The following is a 16,773-nucleotide window of genomic DNA, read 5'->3' as shown; positions in this document are numbered from 1 at the left end:
GCGCCATGCGGGCTACTTCAGCACGGCCGCATAGACCATGTTGCGCGCGAGGCTTCGGTAGTGGGTGCGGTACTTGGGCGATTGCAGCATCAGCACGACGAACATCTCGTTCTTCGGATCGACCCACATGTAGGTGCCGCCCGCGCCGCCCCAGTTGTACTCGCCGCCGCCGGACGGGTAGGGCGCCTCGCCGTCGTTGCGGCGCACCGCGAAGCCCAGGCCGAAGCCGTAGCCCGGGCCCGGCAGGTACAGCGGGCCGGGCGCGATGCCGGCACCGGCGTTCGAATGGTCGGTCGTCATCAGCGCCAGCGTGCGCGGGCCGAGGTAGCGCGTGCCGTCGAGCGTGCCGCCGTTGAGCAGCATCTGCAGGAAGCGCGCGTAGTCGGACGCGGTCGATACCAGCCCGCCGCCGCCCGATTCGAATTTGCGCACGGTGCGCGGGTCGTTCAGGTCGGCACCCACGCCGAAGCTGCGGTCGTTCGGCAGCGGCTCGGCAATGCGCGGCTGGCGCGCCGGCTCGGGCACGTAGTACGTGGTGTCTTTCATGCCCAGAGGGTCGAAGAGGCGCGTCTTTTCGAACTGGTAGAGCGACTGGCCCGACACCACCTCGACCACGCGGCCCAGGATGTCGGTCGAATAGCTGTAATCCCACGTCGTGCCGGGCTGGTAAGCCAGCGGCAGCTTGGCCAGGCGCTGCGAGAACTCGGCGCTGGTCGGGTCGCCGGCCGCGAGGTCGGCGGTGTTGTAGGCCTGCTTGACGAGGCCCGGGCCGAAGAAGCCGTAGGTCAGGCCCGAGGTGTGGCGCATGAGGTCCTGCACGGTGATCGGGCGGCGCGCGGGCACCGTTTCGAGCACCGGCTTGCCGTCGGCGCCGGGTTTCTCGACGCCCACCGTCATGCGGGCGTACTCGGGCAGGTACATCGCCACGGGGTCGTCGAGCTTCATGCGGCCGTCTTCGACCAGCATCATCGCGGCGACCGTGGTGACGGGCTTGCTCATTGAGTAGATGCGGAAGATGCCGTCGCGCGGCATCGGCGTGCCGGCGGCCGCGTCGAGCTTGCCGACCGGTTCGAACCACGCGACCTTGCCCTGGCGCGCGACCAGCAGCACCGCGCCGGGAATCTTGCCGGCCGCCACGTCGGCCTTGAGCACGTCGGTGAGCTTCTGCAGGCGTTCGCTGGAGAGGCCCACGGACTCGGGCCGGGCGGTGGGCAGCGACTGGGCGGTGGCGAGCAGCGGCAGGGCGAGGCTCAGGCCGAGCAGGGCCGTGCGCACCAGGGCGCGGCGCTTCAGGAAGGTCATGCGTGTTGTCTCCGTCGGTGGTGGAAGGATGGAACCGGCAGGACGGTCTTGACGCCGTCCGTTCGAACCGGTCGCGGGGCAGTGTATCGGTGGAACGGTCTTGACGAACTGGCCGATTGGCGGCATCGATGGCACCGATATCTTGACGCAGACAATGAGAATTACTATCATTTGAACGCCTGAGTACGCAGCACAAGCACCACGCAAAGGGCTCTCTTCAACCAAGGAGCTTCCGAACCGTGCCGTACACCCTGCCAGCCTTGCCCTATGCCTTCGATGCGCTCGAACCCCACATCGACGCGCAGACGATGGAAATCCACCACGGCAAGCACCATCAAACCTACGTGAACAACCTCAATGCGGCGTTGAAAGACACGCCGCTTGCGGACACGCCGGTCGAAGCGTTCATTGCCGGTGTCGACGAACTGCCCGAGGCGCTGCGCGCGCCCGTGCGCAACAACGGCGGCGGCCACGCCAATCACAGCCTGTTCTGGACCGTCATGGCCCCGGTGGGTGAGGGCGGCGGTGGGGCGCCCTCGGGCGCGCTCGCGAACGCCATCGACACCGACCTGGGCGGTTTCGACGCCTTCAAGGACGCCTTCACCAAGGCCGCGCTCACGCGCTTCGGCAGCGGCTGGGCCTGGCTGGTCGTCGGTGCCGACGGCAAGCTGGCCGTGGAAAGCAGCGGCAACCAGGACAGCCCGCTGATGCGCGACATCGGCTCGGGCAAGACCCCGATCCTGGGGCTGGACGTGTGGGAGCACGCCTACTACCTGAAGTACCAGAACCGCCGCCCCGAGTACATCGCGGCCTTCTACAACGTGGTGAACTGGGCCGAAGTGGCCCGCCGCCATGCCGCCGCGACCGGCGGCTGATGACTCGAAGAGGAGCCCGCCCATGAACGACTCGCAGCAGGGCACGATGGCCACACAGCCGCCGCACAGGTCGCCGCGCACGGTGCGCGAATGGATCGGCTTTGCCATCGTCGTGGCCGGTGCGCTGGCACTGGCGTCGCAGTTCTGGTCTTTCGTGCGCGCCGACCCGATGGTGTGGAACGCGCTGCGCGGCGGTTCGGTGGCGGCATTGGCGACCGCGCTGGGCACGCTGCCGGTGCTGTTCTCGCAGAGGCTGCCCGACAAGCTGCAGGACACGCTGTTCGGCTTCGGTGCCGGCGTGATGCTCGCGGCCTGTGCCTTCTCGCTGATCATTCCCGGGCTGGACGCGGCCAAGTCGACCGGCGTCTTCGGCGGTGGCGACTGGGCGGCCGGCGGCGTGATCGGTGCGGCCATCCTGCTCGGCGGGCTGGTGCTCATGACCATGGACCGCGTGCTGCCGCACGAGCACTTCATCAAGGGCCGCGAAGGGCAGACGGGGCGACAGCTGCGCCGCACCTGGCTCTTCGTGTTCGCGATCGCGCTGCACAACGTGCCCGAGGGCCTGGCCATCGGTGTCGGCTATGCGGCCAACAACGGCGTGCGCGCAGATGCGCTCGCCACCGGCATCGCGATCCAGGACGTGCCCGAGGGTCTGGTGGTGGCCGTGGCGTTGCAGGCCGCCGGCTACAGCCGCTTGTTCGCGGTGCTGATCGGCATGGCGTCAGGCTTGGTCGAACCGCTCGGTGCCGTGCTCGGCGCAGCGGTGGTCGGTCATTCGGCGATGCTGCTGCCCTGGGGGCTGGGCTTTGCGGCGGGTGCGATGCTGTTCGTGATCAGCCACGAGATCATTCCCGAATCGCACCGCAAGGGGCACGAAACCTATGCGACCAGCGGGCTGATGATCGGCTTCGTGCTGATGATGTTGCTGGACACCGCACTGGGCTGACGCCCGGGCGCGGCGTCGTCAGCCTCAGCCGTGCTTGATGGCGACGGTCTTCAAGGTCGTGAAACCGTACAGCGCCTCGAAGCCCTTTTCGCGCCCGTAGCCCGACGACTTCACGCCGCCGAACGGCAGCTCGACGCCACCGCCCGCGCCGTAGTTGTTGATGAACACCTGGCCGCTCTTCACGCGCTTGGCCATGCGGAACTGGCGCGCGCCGTCGGCGGTCCAGACGCCGGCCACGAGGCCGAACTGGGTGGCGTTGGCGAGCGCCACGGCTTCGTCTTCATCGGCGAACTGCATCGCGGCGAGCACAGGGCCGAACACTTCTTCTTGCGCCAGGCGGTGGCCCACGGGCACGTCGCGCAGCAGGGTCGGGGCTTGATAGAAGCCGGTCTCGGGCGCTTCCTCGACCACCACGCCTTGCGCCACCATCGGAATGCCGGCGTGTTGGGCGTCGCTCAGGAAGTCCCATACGCGCTGCTGCTGTGTCTGGCGGATCAGCGGGCCGACGTCGAGGTCCATCGCGGCGGGGCCGACGCGCAGGGCTTCGAAGGCGTGGCCCAGGCGCTCGAGCAGGGGCTCGTAGATGTCGCGCTGGATCAGCACGCGCGAGCCTGCCGAGCAGGTCTGGCCGGCGTTCTGCACGATGGCGTTGATGATCACGGGAACGGCCGCGTCGAGGTCGGCATCCGCAAAGATGATCTGCGGGCTCTTGCCGCCCAGCTCGAGCGTGACCGGGCAGTGCCGCTCGGCTGCCACCTGCTGGATCAGCGTGCCGATCTTCGGGCTGCCCGTGAAGCTGATGTGGTCGATGCCTTCGTGCCGTGCGAGCGCGTCGCCCACTTCATGGCCGTAGCCCGTCACGATGTTGAGCGCGCCGGCCGGAAAGCCGACCTCGGCCGCCAGCTGCGCCACGCGGATCAGCGACAGGCACGCGTCTTCGGCCGGCTTCACCACGCACACGTTGCCGGCCGCCAGGGCGCCGCCCACGCTGCGCCCGAAGATCTGCATCGGGTAGTTCCACGGAATGACGTGGCCCGTGACGCCGTGCGGCTCGCGCCAGGTGAAGACGCTGTAGCCGTCCTGGTAGGGAATGGTCTCGCCGTGCAGCTTGTCGCAGGCGCCGGCATAGAACTCGAAGTAGCGCACCAGCGCAACGGCGTCGGCGCGGGCCTGCTTCACGGGCTTGCCGCAGTCGCGCTGCTCGATGAGTGCGAGTTCGTCGACGTGCTCGGCGATCTTCTGCGAGAGCTTGAAGAGCAGGCGGCCGCGGTCGGCGGCGCTGACCTTGTGCCACACGCCCTCGAAGCAGTCGCGCGCGGCGCGCACGGCGGCGTCGATGTCGGCGGCGTTGCTGCGCTGGATCTCGTCGAAGGGCTGGCCGTCCGACGGGTCGATGACGGGGAGGGTGCGGCCGGAGGCGGAGGGAACGTCCGCGTTGGCGATGTAGTTGAGCTGCATGGGGCGAGATTTTGCGCGAAGCACGCCCCGCGCGTGGTGCCCCGGCCGGCCCGCCTTACTTCGCCGCGGTGGCTTTGGGCAGCGCGCGCACGGCGTTCAGCATGCGCTCGACGTGCTTGTCGGGGTTGAGGTTCTGGTAGTAGTAGGCGACCTTGCCGTCGGTCGCGATCACGTACGACAGGCGGTTGGCGAAGTCGGGCCGGGTCTGCATCAGCGCGTCGAAGCCCTGGATCACGGTCTTGCCCTGGTCGGACGCCACCGGAAAGCGGCTCTGGCACGACTTGACCGAAAACTTGGAGAGCGTGTCGATGTCGTCGGCCGAGACGCCGATCACCGTGGCCCCGAGCGCCGTGAACTTGTCGATGGCTTCGGCGAAGGCGTGGGCCTCGATGGAGCAGTCGTTCGAGTCGGCCGCCGGGAAAAAGTAGAGCACGACCGGCCCCTTGGCCAGCGCCTCGGCCAGCGAGTAGCGGAAGGTCTTGCCGCCGAGCGCGGCCGTGGCCGTGAACTTGGGCGCGGGGTCGCCGATGTCGAGTGCGGCGTGGGCACTGGGTACCCCGGCGGCGAGGGCTGCGGCCCACAAAGCGGTGCGCAAAAGGAGCGATCGGGCCATGATGTAACTCCGAAGCGAAGTGAACCGAATTCTAGGACGGCGCCTTGCGAAATGGGCCCTCGCTGAAACCGCAACCGGCGCGGCGGCGTACATCAGGGCAATGGCAACCACAACGACAAGAGGAATCCGATCATGAATGCCTGGGCCCGGTCTTTCTTGCGCACGGCGCTGGCCGGCGTGCTGCTGGCATTGCTTGCGGCTTGCGGCTCCTTGCCGCCGGCGCGCGAACGCCCGGCCGAGCACGCGGCCACGGCCGACCCGGGCACCGCGCTCGCGAAGATCGTCGCGGCCTCCACGCCGCCCGGCGAGCATTCGGGCTTCCGGCTGATGCCGCTGGGCGTGTACTCGCTCGACGCGCGCCTTCAGCTGGCGCAGCGGGCCGAGCACTCGCTGGTGGTGCAGTACTACCAGCTCGAGAACGACGCCACCGGCCGGCTGCTGCTGCGCACGCTGCGCGAGGCGGCGGCGCGCGGCGTGAAGGTGCGGGTGCTGGTGGACGACCTGTACACCGTGAAGAGCCAGCAGCTCTTGCTGGCGCTGTCCGAAACGCCCAACGTGTCGGTGCGCCTGTTCAATCCGTTCTGCTGCGCGCGCAACGGATTTCTCTCGCGCTTCGTGGTGTCGATCTTCGACATCCACCGGCTCAACCACCGCATGCACAACAAGCTCTTCATTGCCGACGGCGCGATGGCGGTGGTGGGCGGGCGCAACATCGCCGACGAGTATTTCGTGCTGAGCGAGGCGCAGAACTTCATCGACATGGATGCGCTGGTGGTCGGCAAAGTCGTGCCGCAGCTCGAGAGCATCTTCGACGCCTACTGGAACAGCGACCAGATCTGGCCCATTGCCGAAATCGTGCGGAAGGAGGCCGGCGCCGCCACCTTCGACGACGAGGTCGGCATGGCCGGGCCGCCGCCGAAGGTCGTGCTGCCGCCTTCGGACATCCTCGGCTACGGCCCGATCGCCGAAGAGCTCGACGGCGGCCGCATGGGCCTCTTGTGGGGCGAGGCGCGCGCCATTGCCGACCCGCCGTCCAAGCCGACGACGCTGACGGCCGAAGACGCGATTGCCACCAGCGTGACCATGAAGGTCTGGGCGCTGCTGCTCGACGCCAAGACCGAGGTCGACCTGACCTCGCCCTACCTCGTGCCCGGCGAGCGCGGCATGGCCGCCTTCGAGGACCTGGCCCGGCGCAAGGTCAAGCTCACGCTGCTGACCAATTCGCTCGCCGCCAACGACGAGCCGCTGGTGCACACCGGCTACGCGCGCTACCGCGAGCGCCTGCTGAAAGGCGGCGCCGACCTGTACGAGCTGAGCCCGCAGCGCACCACCGCGAGCATGCGTTTCGGCAGCTTCGGCACGTCGCTGGGGCGGCTGCATGCGAAGACCGCGGCCATCGACAAGACGCGCATCTTCATCGGCTCGATGAACCTCGACCCGCGCTCGGCCAGCCAGAACACCGAGATGGGCGTGGTGGTCGACAGCCCGCAGCTGGCGCGCGAGATGCTGCGCATCATCCATGTGAGCAAGCTGCAGAACTCGTACCGGCTGCGGCTGTCAAAGGACGGCGGCACGCTCGAATGGCTCACGAACGACGGCGAGAAAGAGGTGATCCTCACCTCGGAACCCGAGTCGGGTTTCTTCCAGCGCCTGTACAACACCCTGATCTCCCCGCTGGTGCCCGAGATGCTGTTGTAGCCTCGGGGGATGGCGCAGACCTTCACTTCTCTTTCGGCCCCGCAGGTCATGCTGTGGGGCCTGCTGTTCTTCGGCGGCATCTACCTGGGTTTCGGCGCGCTCACCTGGCTGCTCACGAAGCGCGTGCTGCCGGCGCTGGGCGTCGGGCGCGCGCTCGATCCGCGGCCGCTGCAGCCCGGCCAACTGCGGCGCGAACTCACGCAGTCGGGCATCTCGGTGCTGATCTTCGGACTGGGCATGGTGTTTCCGTGGGGGCTGCTGCAGCTGGGTTGGGCGCGGCTCGAGCCCGACGCGGGCTGGCGCCGCATCGGCATCGAGATCCTCGTGCTCGCGGTGTGGAACGACGTGCATTTCTGGCTCAACCACCGGTTGCTGCATACGCGCTGGCTGCGCCGTTTTCATGGCCCGCATCACCGTTCGTTCGTGACCACGCCGTGGGCCACCTACAGCTTTCACCCGATCGAAGCGCTGATGCTCGGCAACGTGATCCTGCTGCCGATGGTGCTGCACGACTTCAGCTTTTGGTCGCTGGCGTCGGTGCCGGTCTTCAGCCTGTTCTTCAACTGCGTCGGGCATTCGAACTACGACTTCGTGCCCGGCGTGTCGTACAGCCACTGGTTCGCCGCGAGCCGCCGCCACCACCTGCACCATGCCGTGCACAACGGTAACTACGGCTTCCAGTTCACCTTCATGGACCGGCTGTTCCGCACGCGCATCGCGGCCGACGCGGCCGAGCCGCTGTTCCAGGCTTTTCGAAAGAAGCATGGCGCCACCACTGCCTGACGCGCGCCATCGGCTGCCGACGCTGCGGCACTGGCGCGACTGGCAAAGCCTCGCGTACCTCGTCGCCTTGCCTGCGCTGGCGGCGTGGCAATGGGTGCACGGCTTCCAGGTGGTGCTGTATGCGCTGATGCTGTTCCTCACGCTCGGCATTGGCGTGATCCATCACAACCATGTGCACCTGCGCATGTGGCGCAGTCGTCGCATGAACCGGCTGACCGACTTCTGGATCACGCTGCTGCAGGGCCACCCGACCTTCGTCTTCTGGCCCGCGCACGTGGCCAACCACCACCGCCATCGCCATGGGCCGAAGGACGTGGCGCGCACCTACCGCTTCGGCGGCGACACCAACCACCTGTGGGGCTACCTGCTGCATCCGTTCCAGGCCGTGTGGGTGTTGGTGCCTGTGTTCGTCGGCTGGCTCGCGCGGCTGCACCAGCACCACCGCGGCGCGTGGCGCTACTGCATGGCGCAGTACGCGCTGTGGCTGGTCAGCTGGACCGTGCTGCTGGCGATCGACTGGCGCAAGGCATTGCTGTTCGTGATCGTGCCGCAGCTGCACGGCCTGCACTGGCTGCTGGCGACCAACTACCTGCAGCACGCGCACGCCGACGGCCGCAAGACGCCGCGCAAGGAGGCTCCCAGCGATACCCGCGGTAGCCAGCTGAACTACGCCCGCAATTTCGAGGGGCTGGTGAACCCCTTGCTGTTCAACATCGGCCTGCACACCGCACACCACGAGAACCCGCATGCCCATTGGTCCGAGCTCACGCACCTGCATCACACGCGCTACCGCGCGCAGGTGGCGCCCGCGCTCAACGAGGGCGGGCTGGTGCCGTACATGGTGCGCGTCTTTGTGCTGGGGACCGTGTGGCCGCGTTTTCGCAGCCGCTCGCTGATGCCTCCCGATTCACCTATTGCCTGAACCCATGCCCGTTTCATTCCAACGCGTGTACCTCGAAAGCGCCGGCTACTTCATGCCCGGCGAGCCTGTTCCCAACGACCGCATGGACGCGTACATCGCGCCGCTCAACCGCATGTCGGAGCGCATCAAGCGCCGCATCCTGGCCGAGAACGGCATCCTCACGCGGCACTACGCGATCGACGAGGAGGGCGTGACGCGGCACACCAACGCGCAGCTCGCGGCCGGCGCGATCCGCGACTGCCTGCAGCGCGGCGGCGCCGAGCTGTCGCGTGTGTCGCTGCTGGCCAGCGGTTCGTCGGGCGGCGACACGCTGATGCCTGGTTTCGCCAACATGATCCAGGGCGAGCTGGCAGCACAGCCGATGGAAACGCATTCGGTGCACGGCATCTGCGCGGCCGGCGTGTCGGCGATCCAGACGGCCGCGCAAGGCATCGAGCTGGGCGCGCACCGCTCGGCACTGGCGGTGGCGAGCGAAATGCCGTCGCGCCTGTTCAAGCGTTCGCGCTTCGCCGCGCGTGGCTACGAGACCGATTTCGACTCGCACTTCCTGCGCTGGATGCTGTCCGATGGCGCGGGCGCGCTGCTGCTGTCCGACGGCACGCCCGCGCTGGCCGGCAAGCCGGGGCTGCGCCTCAGGCTGAAGTGGGTGCACCAGCGCGCCTTTTCGGGCGACTACCCGGTGTGCATGCAGCTCGGCCTGACCGAAGACCGCGCGCGCGGCCACCTCGATTTCGGCTCGTGGGCCGAGGCCGAGGCGGCCGGTGCGTTGTCGCTGCGCCAGGACATCCGCCTGCTGCCGCACCTGTTCGACATCGGCATCCACGAGTACGCGGGGCTGGTGCGCGACGGTTGGGTCGATCCGAAACGGGTCGACCATTTCCTGTGCCACTACTCGTCGGAAAAATTCATCCCGGTGGTGGAAGACCTGATGGCCAAGGCCGACCTGGCGATTCCGCGCGAGCGCTGGTGGAGCAATTTGGCCTGGCGCGGCAACACCGGCGCGGCATCGATCCTCGTGATGCTGGCGGAGTTCCTGCACACCAAGGCGCTGAAGCCGGGCGAGCAGATCTTCTGCTACGTGCCGGAGTCGGGGCGCTTCATGGCGGCGTACATGCTGCTCGAGGTCGAGGCCGTCGATGCGGCGCCTGTCGTGATCGCGCCCCGCGCGGCGGCGGTCGTGCCCGACGACGACCTCGTCATCGCGCCGCCGCACGACCCGGCCGCCGCGCCCGAAGGCCTCGGAGCCTTGCTGACCGAGCTGGCCGCCATCTGGCACGACTACCGCTCGCGCGTGTGGCGCACGCCGCTGATCCGCCAGATTCGCGAGCGCCGTTTTGCCGTGCCCGACTACCTGAACTGGATGGAGCAGTGGGTGCCGCAGGTGCGCGAAGGCAGCCTGTGGATGCGCGAAGGCGCCGCCTCGCTGAGCGCGCCGTACCGCATGCTGTCGTCGCTGATCGACGTGCACGCGGGCGAGGAGCAGAACGACTTCAACATCCTCTTCAGCGACTACCGCAAGGCCGGCGGCACGGTCGAGTCGATCGACGACTTGCACCGCAACCCCGGCGGCGAAGCGCTCAACGCCTACCTGCACGGGTTGGCCGCCACGCGCGACCCGATCGGATTGCTGGGCGCGATCTACATCATCGAAGGCACGGGCCAGCGCATCGTGCCGGCGCTGCTGCCGCTGCTCAAGGCCAGCCTGAAACTGCCGCCCGACGCCTTCCGTTTTCTCGAGTACCACGGCCACAACGACGAACACCACCTGAACCGCTGGCTCGCCGCGGTCGAGATGGTGATGGCCGTGGAAGGGCAAGCCCGCGCCGCCCGACAGATTGCCGACACTGCGCGCCACACGGCGGCGCTGTACCTGATGCAGTTCCAGCACATCACCGAACGAATGCCTCATGAGCCGAACGCCTGACTTCTTGACCCAGGGCCACGACGAGCGCGACCCCAGCCCGTGGCTGGCGCTGTACCTCGACCAGAGCACGCCGCTGCCCGACGACGTCAAGTCCGCGTGGCTGGCCGATTCGAGTTCGGCCTCGCGCCAGTACCTGCTGCCGTTCCTGCGGCCGATCGCACGGCTGACGATCATCCTGATCCAGATCGTGAAGGTGTTCGTGCCGCGCAACTGGTCGCACTCGATGCTGCTGCACCGCTTTCTGGCGTGGGGGCTCAAGCGCTTCGTGTCGCCCGAGGCCAACTGGCTGATCCTGCGGCACTTTCACCTCGGCTCGCAGGTGCTGGCCTTCATCGGGCGCAACTCGCCCGCGCCCGTGGGCACGTCGCCGCTGGAGCCGGCCGACATCGACGCGCTGAAGGACGAGATGTTCCTGAAGCACGACCTGAATTTGTTCAACTTCGTGATCCGGCTGAACACGGCGTTGCGCGACAAGGGATTGGCGCTGTGCAAGGCCGAGCAGGTCGATTTCTCGATGATCCAGTCGCCGGCGCTGCGGCTGGAAGACATGCCGCAGGGCAAGCTCAACTTTCTCGACCTGCAAAGCGCCATCGAGCTGTTCACGCCGCTGTACCAGCTGATGCTGACCGACAACGATTTCTGGCGCGCGGCCAACTCCTTGCAACTGGACGAAACCATCGGCATCTACGCGGCGACGATCCTGAACGCGCCGGAGCACCTGATCCTGGTCAACAACAAGCATCCGCTGGTGCCGCTATCGACCTTGCGGGCCGGGCACCGGCTGGTGATCCACGGCTTGTCGACCGAAATGCTTCACAGCCTGCTCCAGCGCATGCGCGCGGCGCAGGAGGGCGGGGCGCCAGAACCACTTCGGCGCGACCCGCCCCTTGCATAGGGGTATGCTGTCCCCACATGCAAACCATGAACACGACCCGAAATCCGTCTCTCAAGACCGATCTGGCAGTGACCCACGTGCTGGCTCAACTGCTGGAGAGGCTTGAGCACAGCGCCGTGCCGGTTGGCGCCGAGCAGTACCGCTCGGTGGTCGAGCACTTGGTGCATGAATTCGAAGACGTCGAAGCCGGTGCCGAACTGGGCCAACTGCTCGATGCCTATCCGGCCGCCTCCGAGGTCTACGAAAATATGAATTACCAGCACGCGGGCCTTTGCCGCTCGGCGCTGGACGTTTCCCTGGCCGCCGAAGGCGCAGCCAAGGAAGCCATTGCCCGCGCCATGCGCGGTGACGAATCGAACAAGGACAAGATGCATGGCCAAGGGTGAAGTGAAAACGGCAGTGGTGGCGGACGGGCTGCGCTACAAATCGAAGGCGCCGGGCTCTCCGTTCCGCGCCTCGGCGTCGTTCAGCGGGGCCACGATGTCCTGCTTCATGTGCGGCAAGCACCGCGTGCGTTCGCAGCTGCGCACGCGCCAGGTGCTGGGCAAGTCGCAGACCGTCTGCGCACCGTCGTGCAAGGCGCTCGACGAGGCCCTCGAGGCCGAAGCCTCGTCTAGCTGAACCCCTAGCACGACGCCGCGTCGCGTTGGCGACATGGCCTCATCGGCATGTCGTCGATTGCCTTCCCTCCCGGTCGCAATCGATATACAGTTGGACACAAATGATGCAAGTAATTGCATTTAATCTAAAGTTCTAATTTGTAGCCGATGACCACTCAAATCCAGCAAGAAGGCGATCGGTGCCCCGCAGTGGGTGTGGATTTTTCTCTGCATGGAGGGCCTGAGCTGTGAACAAGCCACGCCACGTCGTCATGCAGGTCGTCAAGCGCTCGTCCGGCAGCGCCACGCACCACGTCGAATTCCTGATGGACGACAACTTCGCGGAGCGCCTGCGCCAATTGCGCTCGCTGGTGCCGCCGCTGGGTGCCCTCAACAAACAACGCGACCTCGTGATCGACAAGGTCCGCGTGCGCTTGCCCAACGCCATCTGGCGCTCGGGCAACGAGATCGCCATCGATGGCGGGGTGGACGGCTCCTGCATCGTGATTGCGGCCGAGGGCTCGTTCAACTGCGGCGGCAAGGACCGCCGCACGCGCGAAAAGCTCGTGACCTACAACTTCTCGATTGCACGCCTGATCGAGCTGCACGGCGAACGCCCCGAAGGTGAAACCCTCTACATCCGCGACGGCGTGTTCGCCAACGACGAACCGGCCGAATCGCCGGCCGGCCGCTGGGTGGCTTCCATGCACGAACTCGAAGTGGTGATGCGCGTGCCCGACGCACCGTCGGATTTCGACACGTTGCACGACCTCTCGCTGCGCGCCGATGGGCAGCCGACGCAGGCGGGGGCGTTGAACCCGCACCGCGCCAGCATCTACTGACGAACTCAGGCCGACGTTGCCGCAGCAGTGCCCACGGGCGTGAACTGCGCGCCGTTGTCGGCCAGCCAGCGCGCCGAGAGGCTGCTGTCCTGCTGGTCGGGGTGGAAGTCGCTGCGCAGGTACTGGCGCCAGCCCGCGAGATTGCCCCGCAGCAGGCCGCCGCGGCCCAGCAGGATGCGCGCGGCGCTCTTCCAGGTGGCCCATTTCCACAATTGCTTTTCATGCCGCAGGTTGTCGACCGTCTGGCGCATCAGGTCGCCGAGGAACATCACCGTCACGCGGCGGAACCAGCGCGTGCGCCATTCGTCCGAGCCGCCCGCGGCCTTGTAGATGTCGAAGGCGACGCTCTTGTGCTCCAGCTCTTCCGCGCTGTGCCACAGCCACATCGTGCGCAGCCGGGGCTCAGCGCCGTCCAGGATTTCGGGGCGGGCGAGCAGCCACTCGGCGAACATCGCCGTGAAGTGCTCGGTGGCCGCCGTCACGGCCAGTGCGTGGCGCGGATCGGCGCCGTCCATCAGTTCCATGCGTTGGCTGGCACGCCCGGTCCAGCGGTCGACCAGGCCCTGCTGGTCGAGGTGGGCGTTGAACAGCGAATGGATGCGGCGGTGCGTCGCCTCCTGGCCGATGAAGCCGCGCACGTCGGCGCGGTAGCGCTCCTGCACCTCGGGCGACAGCGTGGCCATGGCGTCGCGCACGGCGTCGATGAAGAACTGCTCGCCGAAGGGAAAGCTCATCGACAGGGCGTTGAAGAAAGCCGTCGAAAAGGCATCGCCGCCGCACCAGTCGCGCGAGAAGGGCGGTTGCAGGTCGATCAGCAGGCGGCGGACAACGAGTTCGGTCATGGGGAGGCAATTCCTGAGGTCGTGGGCAAAAGTTGGTACAACTCCGTACCGCGTGCCGCCATGGTGCAATTGTGAGCTGGTACTGTCAAGTACCGAGGCGTAGGAAAATGAATCCGACATGACTGCCACCATCGACAAACCCGTCACGCCCGATGCCGCCGAAGGCGCGCCCAGCGAGCACTACACGCGGCTGCTGCAGGGCATGGCGCATGCCGTGGCGGCCAAGGGCTACGCAGACACGACCATCGCCGACATCGTGCGTGAGGCGGCCGTGTCGCGGCGCACGTTCTACGAGCACTTCAGCACCAAGACCGAGTGCCTGATCGCGCTGTACGAAACGGCCAGCCGGCTCGGCCTGCAGGCCGTGAGCGAGGCTTTCGACCCGGCCCAGCCCTGGCACACGCAGGTGGAGCAGGCGATGACCGCGTACATGGACTACCTCGCGCAAGACCCGGTGCTGTTGCGCACGCTCTTCGTCGAGATCCTGGGGCTGGGCCTGCCGGGCCTGGCGGCGCGGCGGCGCGTGAACGGCGAGATCGCCAACTTCATCCAGGTGGCGATCAACAGCAGCGATTCAGGTGAGGCGACCGCGGCGCACATGAGCAGCCAGATGGCGATGACGGTGGTGGGCGGCATCAACGAACTGGTGCTGCAGGCCATCGAGCAGGACCGCGTGGGCGACCTGCGCGAGCTGGTGGCACCGGCCACGCGGCTGGTGCGCGCCGTGGCAGCCGACAGCCGACGCTAAGTTCGCTCGGCCTTGCGCGGCGTGGCCGCGATCCACAGCACGAGCAGTCCCGCCACCACCATCGCAGCCAGCGCTCCCAGGTACGGCAACACGTCGTGCAGCGGCGCGCCCATCTGGTTGAGCCGCAGCGAGGCCTGGATGCCCACCGTGCTTGGGAACAGCCAGCGCAGCGCCTGCAGCGGCGCGGGCAGGGCCTCGACGGGCCACGAGAAGCCCGAGAGAAAAGCCATCGGCAACGCAGTGAACAGCAGTATCTGCAACGCGCGCTCGCGGTCGCGGAACCAGCAGCCCAGCAGCAGCCCGAGCACGCAGATCGCGGGCACGTAGAACAGCAGCAGCACCAGCGCGCCGAACGGATTGCCGCCGCGCGGATAGTCCTGCAGGAAGAACACCCAGCCGAAATAGAACACGCCGCTCAGCACGCCGAAGCCCGACAGCGCGCCCAGCCGTCCCAGCCACGCGCCCATGCCCGCGCGCAGGCGGCGGGCCTCGGCCCAGGTGCCGGCCAGCATCGCGGCGCCCATCAACAGCGTCTGCTGCAGGATCAGCAGCGCCACCGCCGGCACCACGTAGCTGCCATAGCCTTCGGTCGGGTTGAACAGCGGCACGAGCTGCGTGTTGAGCGGGCTGCGGCTGCGTGCCGCCTGGACAGCGCTTTGGCCGCCGGCCTGCAGTTTGCGGATCTCGACACCGGCCGACACCGTGCCCACCGCCTCCGAGAAGCCGTACAGCACCGCCTTGTTCAGCAGCGCATAGGCACCGTTGCCCTCGATGGTCACCACCGCCGGCGTGCCGCGCAGCACGTTGCGCTTGAGGTCTTGCGGCAGCAGTGCGTAGCCTTCGATCTCGCCGCGCCACAGCGCCTGCTGCGCTTCGTGCACGTCGGACGTGACCATGCGCACATCGAGCCGCGGGCTGGCCATCGCGAAGCGCGCGATCTGCCGCGACAGCCCGCTGTGGTCCTGGTCGACCACCGCCACCGGCACCCGCGTGACGGCCTGCGTGCCATAGGGCCAGGGGTAGAAGAAGCCGTAGATGATGGGCGCGAGCAGCATGATCAGCAGCACGCCCTTGTCGCGCAGCACAGCGAGCGCGGTGTCGCGCCAGGCGGCGGTGAAGCCTTGAAGGGGCGTGCTGCTCATCAGCGGCCTCCCCACGTCTCGGGCGCAGCAGCCGCGCGCACCAGCAGCGTGGCCGACACGGCCAGCAGCACCGCCGTGCCCACCACCATCCACAGTGGCGTGGCGGCCGAGTACGCCACGGGCGCGCCCATCTGCAGCTGTTCCATCTGCACGCGGATGTAGTGCGTGTAGGGCAGCAGGCTGGCCCACAGCTGCGCGAGCACCGGCATGGCGACCAGCGGAAAGCCCACGCCGCCGAATGCGAAGGCCGGCGCCGTGATGAAGCCGGTGGCCGACAGCGCGGTGCGCAGCGAACGCGTGAGGCTCGACACGAAGGCGCCGAGCGCGATCGACAGCGCCACGAACACCACCAGCGCGAACAGCGTCCACCCCACCGAGCCGACCGGGTGCCAGCCGCGGCCCGCGGTGATCCACAGCATGGCGGCGATGCCCACGGCCGACAGGCTCGCGAACGGCAGCGCCAACTTGCCCGCCAGCGCGGCCAGCGCCTCGGGCCAGCGCGGCGCGGCGCCGAGCCAGCCGCCGAGGCTGCGGTCGCGCAGCTCGCGGCCCACGGCCCAGGCACCGGCCGTCATCGCAAGGATGTGCAGCAACGCCGGAATGAGCGCGGCGCCGAGAAACTGCTCGTAGTCGGTTGAGGTGTTGAACAGCGCCACCATGCTGGCCTTGACCGGGTCCATGCTCACGCGCGCGGCCTTCATCGACTCGCCGCGCTTGTTGCGCACCGCGAGCTCGACGCCGGCCGACATCGTGGCGACGGCGGTGCGCACGTCGCGCTGGATCAGGCTCGAATGCGTGCCCAGCTGCGCGTTGTGCAGCAGCACGATCTGCCCGACGCGGCCCTGCTTGACGTCGCGGCTCAGGTCGCGCGGCACCTGCACCGCCGCATCGACCGCGCCGCTCGTGAGCGCGCGCTGCATCTCGGCCTCGTCGGCGTACTGCTGCGTAACGCGTAGGCCCGGCGTGGCGTCCAGGAAGCGCACCAGCTGGCGCGAGAGGGCGGAGTGGTCCTGGTCGAGCACGCCGATCGGCAGGCGTTCGGGCAGGCCAGCCGAGAAGATCCACCAGATCAGGAACACCGCGAGCAGCGGCACCCACGAGATCATGGCCAGGTCCCACGGGCGCGTGCGCAGCAGCGCGAATTCGCGCCGGGCGCTGGCGGTGGAAAAGCCGCGCAGGCTCAT

Annotated in this window: 17 protein-coding genes; 11 read left to right on the top strand and 6 right to left on the bottom strand. The window is 67.8% G+C overall.

Features of this window, described 5'->3' with window-relative positions:
• Positions 1-12: 12 nt before the first annotated feature.
• Complete coding sequence (locus IG196_RS16430; RefSeq protein ID WP_192191971.1) at positions 13-1,302, bottom strand: serine hydrolase domain-containing protein; 1,290 nt, start codon at positions 1,300-1,302, stop codon at positions 13-15.
• Positions 1,303-1,541: 239 nt separating this feature from the next.
• Between IG196_RS16430 and IG196_RS16425 the strand changes: the two genes are divergently transcribed.
• Both IG196_RS16425 and IG196_RS16420 read left to right on the top strand, forming a co-directional pair.
• Positions 1,542-2,177 (top strand): superoxide dismutase, encoded by a 636-nt coding sequence (locus tag IG196_RS16425; RefSeq protein WP_192191970.1) that lies wholly within the window; start codon positions 1,542-1,544, stop codon positions 2,175-2,177.
• Between the two features lie 46 nt (positions 2,178-2,223).
• A complete protein-coding gene (locus tag IG196_RS16420) occupies positions 2,224-3,123 on the top strand; it encodes a ZIP family metal transporter (RefSeq protein WP_192197038.1) in 900 nt (299 codons plus the stop codon).
• A 24-nt stretch (positions 3,124-3,147) separates the two neighbouring features.
• Here IG196_RS16420 and IG196_RS16415 read toward each other — a convergent pair whose 3' ends face one another.
• Positions 3,148-4,581, bottom strand: a complete 1,434-nt coding sequence (locus IG196_RS16415; RefSeq protein ID WP_192191969.1) for an aldehyde dehydrogenase family protein — start codon at positions 4,579-4,581, stop codon at positions 3,148-3,150.
• Between the two features lie 55 nt (positions 4,582-4,636).
• Positions 4,637-5,194, bottom strand: a complete 558-nt coding sequence (locus IG196_RS16410) for a peroxiredoxin (RefSeq protein WP_192191968.1) — start codon at positions 5,192-5,194, stop codon at positions 4,637-4,639.
• Between the two features lie 132 nt (positions 5,195-5,326).
• Between IG196_RS16410 and IG196_RS16405 the strand changes: the two genes are divergently transcribed.
• The 8 genes from IG196_RS16405 to IG196_RS16370 all read left to right on the top strand — a co-directional run bounded on the left by IG196_RS16405 (position 5,327) and on the right by IG196_RS16370 (position 12,857).
• The gene (locus IG196_RS16405) at positions 5,327-6,892 is read left to right on the top strand and encodes a phospholipase D family protein (RefSeq protein ID WP_192191967.1); all 1,566 of its coding nucleotides are present in this window, start codon (positions 5,327-5,329) and stop codon (positions 6,890-6,892) included.
• A gap of 9 nt (positions 6,893-6,901) precedes the next feature.
• Positions 6,902-7,675 carry a sterol desaturase family protein gene (locus tag IG196_RS16400; protein WP_192191966.1) on the top strand — a complete coding sequence of 258 codons (774 nt, stop codon included), beginning with the start codon at positions 6,902-6,904 and terminating at the stop codon, positions 7,673-7,675.
• Positions 7,656-8,597 carry a fatty acid desaturase family protein gene (locus IG196_RS16395; RefSeq protein ID WP_192191965.1) on the top strand — a complete coding sequence of 314 codons (942 nt, stop codon included), beginning with the start codon at positions 7,656-7,658 and terminating at the stop codon, positions 8,595-8,597. Before IG196_RS16400 ends, IG196_RS16395 begins: the two co-directional genes overlap by 20 nt.
• A gap of 4 nt (positions 8,598-8,601) precedes the next feature.
• On the top strand, positions 8,602-10,521 hold the full coding sequence (locus IG196_RS16390) for an iron-containing redox enzyme family protein (protein WP_192191964.1): 1,920 nt from the start codon (positions 8,602-8,604) through the stop codon (positions 10,519-10,521).
• Positions 10,505-11,416: a DUF6999 family protein gene (locus IG196_RS16385; protein WP_192191963.1), complete on the top strand. Its 912-nt coding sequence runs from the start codon at positions 10,505-10,507 to the stop codon at positions 11,414-11,416. The genes IG196_RS16390 and IG196_RS16385 overlap by 17 nt, the downstream gene beginning before the upstream one ends.
• 17 nt (positions 11,417-11,433) lie before the next feature.
• On the top strand, positions 11,434-11,802 hold the full coding sequence (locus tag IG196_RS16380) for a hypothetical protein (RefSeq protein WP_192191962.1): 369 nt from the start codon (positions 11,434-11,436) through the stop codon (positions 11,800-11,802).
• Positions 11,789-12,037 (top strand): hypothetical protein, encoded by a 249-nt coding sequence (locus IG196_RS16375; RefSeq protein WP_056580179.1) that lies wholly within the window; start codon positions 11,789-11,791, stop codon positions 12,035-12,037. The genes IG196_RS16380 and IG196_RS16375 overlap by 14 nt, the downstream gene beginning before the upstream one ends.
• 226 nt (positions 12,038-12,263) lie before the next feature.
• The gene (locus tag IG196_RS16370) at positions 12,264-12,857 is read left to right on the top strand and encodes a hypothetical protein (RefSeq protein ID WP_101491866.1); all 594 of its coding nucleotides are present in this window, start codon (positions 12,264-12,266) and stop codon (positions 12,855-12,857) included.
• Between the two features lie 5 nt (positions 12,858-12,862).
• Here IG196_RS16370 and IG196_RS16365 read toward each other — a convergent pair whose 3' ends face one another.
• Positions 12,863-13,699 carry a metal-dependent hydrolase gene (locus IG196_RS16365; RefSeq protein WP_192191961.1) on the bottom strand — a complete coding sequence of 279 codons (837 nt, stop codon included), beginning with the start codon at positions 13,697-13,699 and terminating at the stop codon, positions 12,863-12,865.
• A 118-nt stretch (positions 13,700-13,817) separates the two neighbouring features.
• Between IG196_RS16365 and IG196_RS16360 the strand changes: the two genes are divergently transcribed.
• Positions 13,818-14,447, top strand: coding sequence for a TetR/AcrR family transcriptional regulator (locus tag IG196_RS16360; protein WP_192191960.1), 630 nt, complete (start codon positions 13,818-13,820; stop codon positions 14,445-14,447).
• On the opposite strand, the gene IG196_RS16355 is transcribed toward IG196_RS16360, so the two are convergent.
• A complete protein-coding gene (locus IG196_RS16355) occupies positions 14,444-15,589 on the bottom strand; it encodes an ABC transporter permease (protein ID WP_192191959.1) in 1,146 nt (381 codons plus the stop codon). The genes IG196_RS16360 and IG196_RS16355 overlap by 4 nt on opposite strands.
• Entirely contained in the window at positions 15,589-16,773 is a 1,185-nt protein-coding gene (locus IG196_RS16350; protein ID WP_192191958.1) for an ABC transporter permease, read from the bottom strand. The genes IG196_RS16355 and IG196_RS16350 overlap by 1 nt, the downstream gene beginning before the upstream one ends.

The organism is Variovorax sp. 38R, assembly GCF_014843395.1.
Taxonomy (GTDB): domain Bacteria; phylum Pseudomonadota; class Gammaproteobacteria; order Burkholderiales; family Burkholderiaceae_C; genus Variovorax; species Variovorax paradoxus_H.
Note: the sequence above shows the minus strand (reverse complement) of the source record. Positions and strands in the feature narration are given on the sequence as shown.

What these genes read in the sequence shown, in the direction of transcription:
- IG196_RS16420 (WP_192197038.1), top strand. Translation starts at nt 2,224, where the DNA reads ATGGCCACACAGCCGCCGCACAGGTCGCCGCGCACGGTGCGCGAATGG.
- IG196_RS16380 (WP_192191962.1), top strand. Translation starts at nt 11,434, where the DNA reads ATGCAAACCATGAACACGACCCGAAATCCGTCTCTCAAGACCGATCTG.
- IG196_RS16360 (WP_192191960.1), top strand. Translation starts at nt 13,818, where the DNA reads ATGACTGCCACCATCGACAAACCCGTCACGCCCGATGCCGCCGAAGGC.
- IG196_RS16375 (WP_056580179.1), top strand. Translation starts at nt 11,789, where the DNA reads ATGGCCAAGGGTGAAGTGAAAACGGCAGTGGTGGCGGACGGGCTGCGC.
- IG196_RS16430 (WP_192191971.1), bottom strand. Translation starts at nt 1,302, where the DNA reads ATGACCTTCCTGAAGCGCCGCGCCCTGGTGCGCACGGCCCTGCTCGGC.
- IG196_RS16355 (WP_192191959.1), bottom strand. Translation starts at nt 15,589, where the DNA reads ATGAGCAGCACGCCCCTTCAAGGCTTCACCGCCGCCTGGCGCGACACC.
- IG196_RS16350 (WP_192191958.1), bottom strand. Translation starts at nt 16,773, where the DNA reads ATGAGCCTGCGCGGCTTTTCCACCGCCAGCGCCCGGCGCGAATTCGCG.
- IG196_RS16395 (WP_192191965.1), top strand. Translation starts at nt 7,656, where the DNA reads ATGGCGCCACCACTGCCTGACGCGCGCCATCGGCTGCCGACGCTGCGG.
- IG196_RS16400 (WP_192191966.1), top strand. Translation starts at nt 6,902, where the DNA reads ATGGCGCAGACCTTCACTTCTCTTTCGGCCCCGCAGGTCATGCTGTGG.
- IG196_RS16405 (WP_192191967.1), top strand. Translation starts at nt 5,327, where the DNA reads ATGAATGCCTGGGCCCGGTCTTTCTTGCGCACGGCGCTGGCCGGCGTG.
- IG196_RS16385 (WP_192191963.1), top strand. Translation starts at nt 10,505, where the DNA reads ATGAGCCGAACGCCTGACTTCTTGACCCAGGGCCACGACGAGCGCGAC.
- IG196_RS16415 (WP_192191969.1), bottom strand. Translation starts at nt 4,581, where the DNA reads ATGCAGCTCAACTACATCGCCAACGCGGACGTTCCCTCCGCCTCCGGC.
- IG196_RS16390 (WP_192191964.1), top strand. Translation starts at nt 8,602, where the DNA reads ATGCCCGTTTCATTCCAACGCGTGTACCTCGAAAGCGCCGGCTACTTC.
- IG196_RS16410 (WP_192191968.1), bottom strand. Translation starts at nt 5,194, where the DNA reads ATGGCCCGATCGCTCCTTTTGCGCACCGCTTTGTGGGCCGCAGCCCTC.
- IG196_RS16365 (WP_192191961.1), bottom strand. Translation starts at nt 13,699, where the DNA reads ATGACCGAACTCGTTGTCCGCCGCCTGCTGATCGACCTGCAACCGCCC.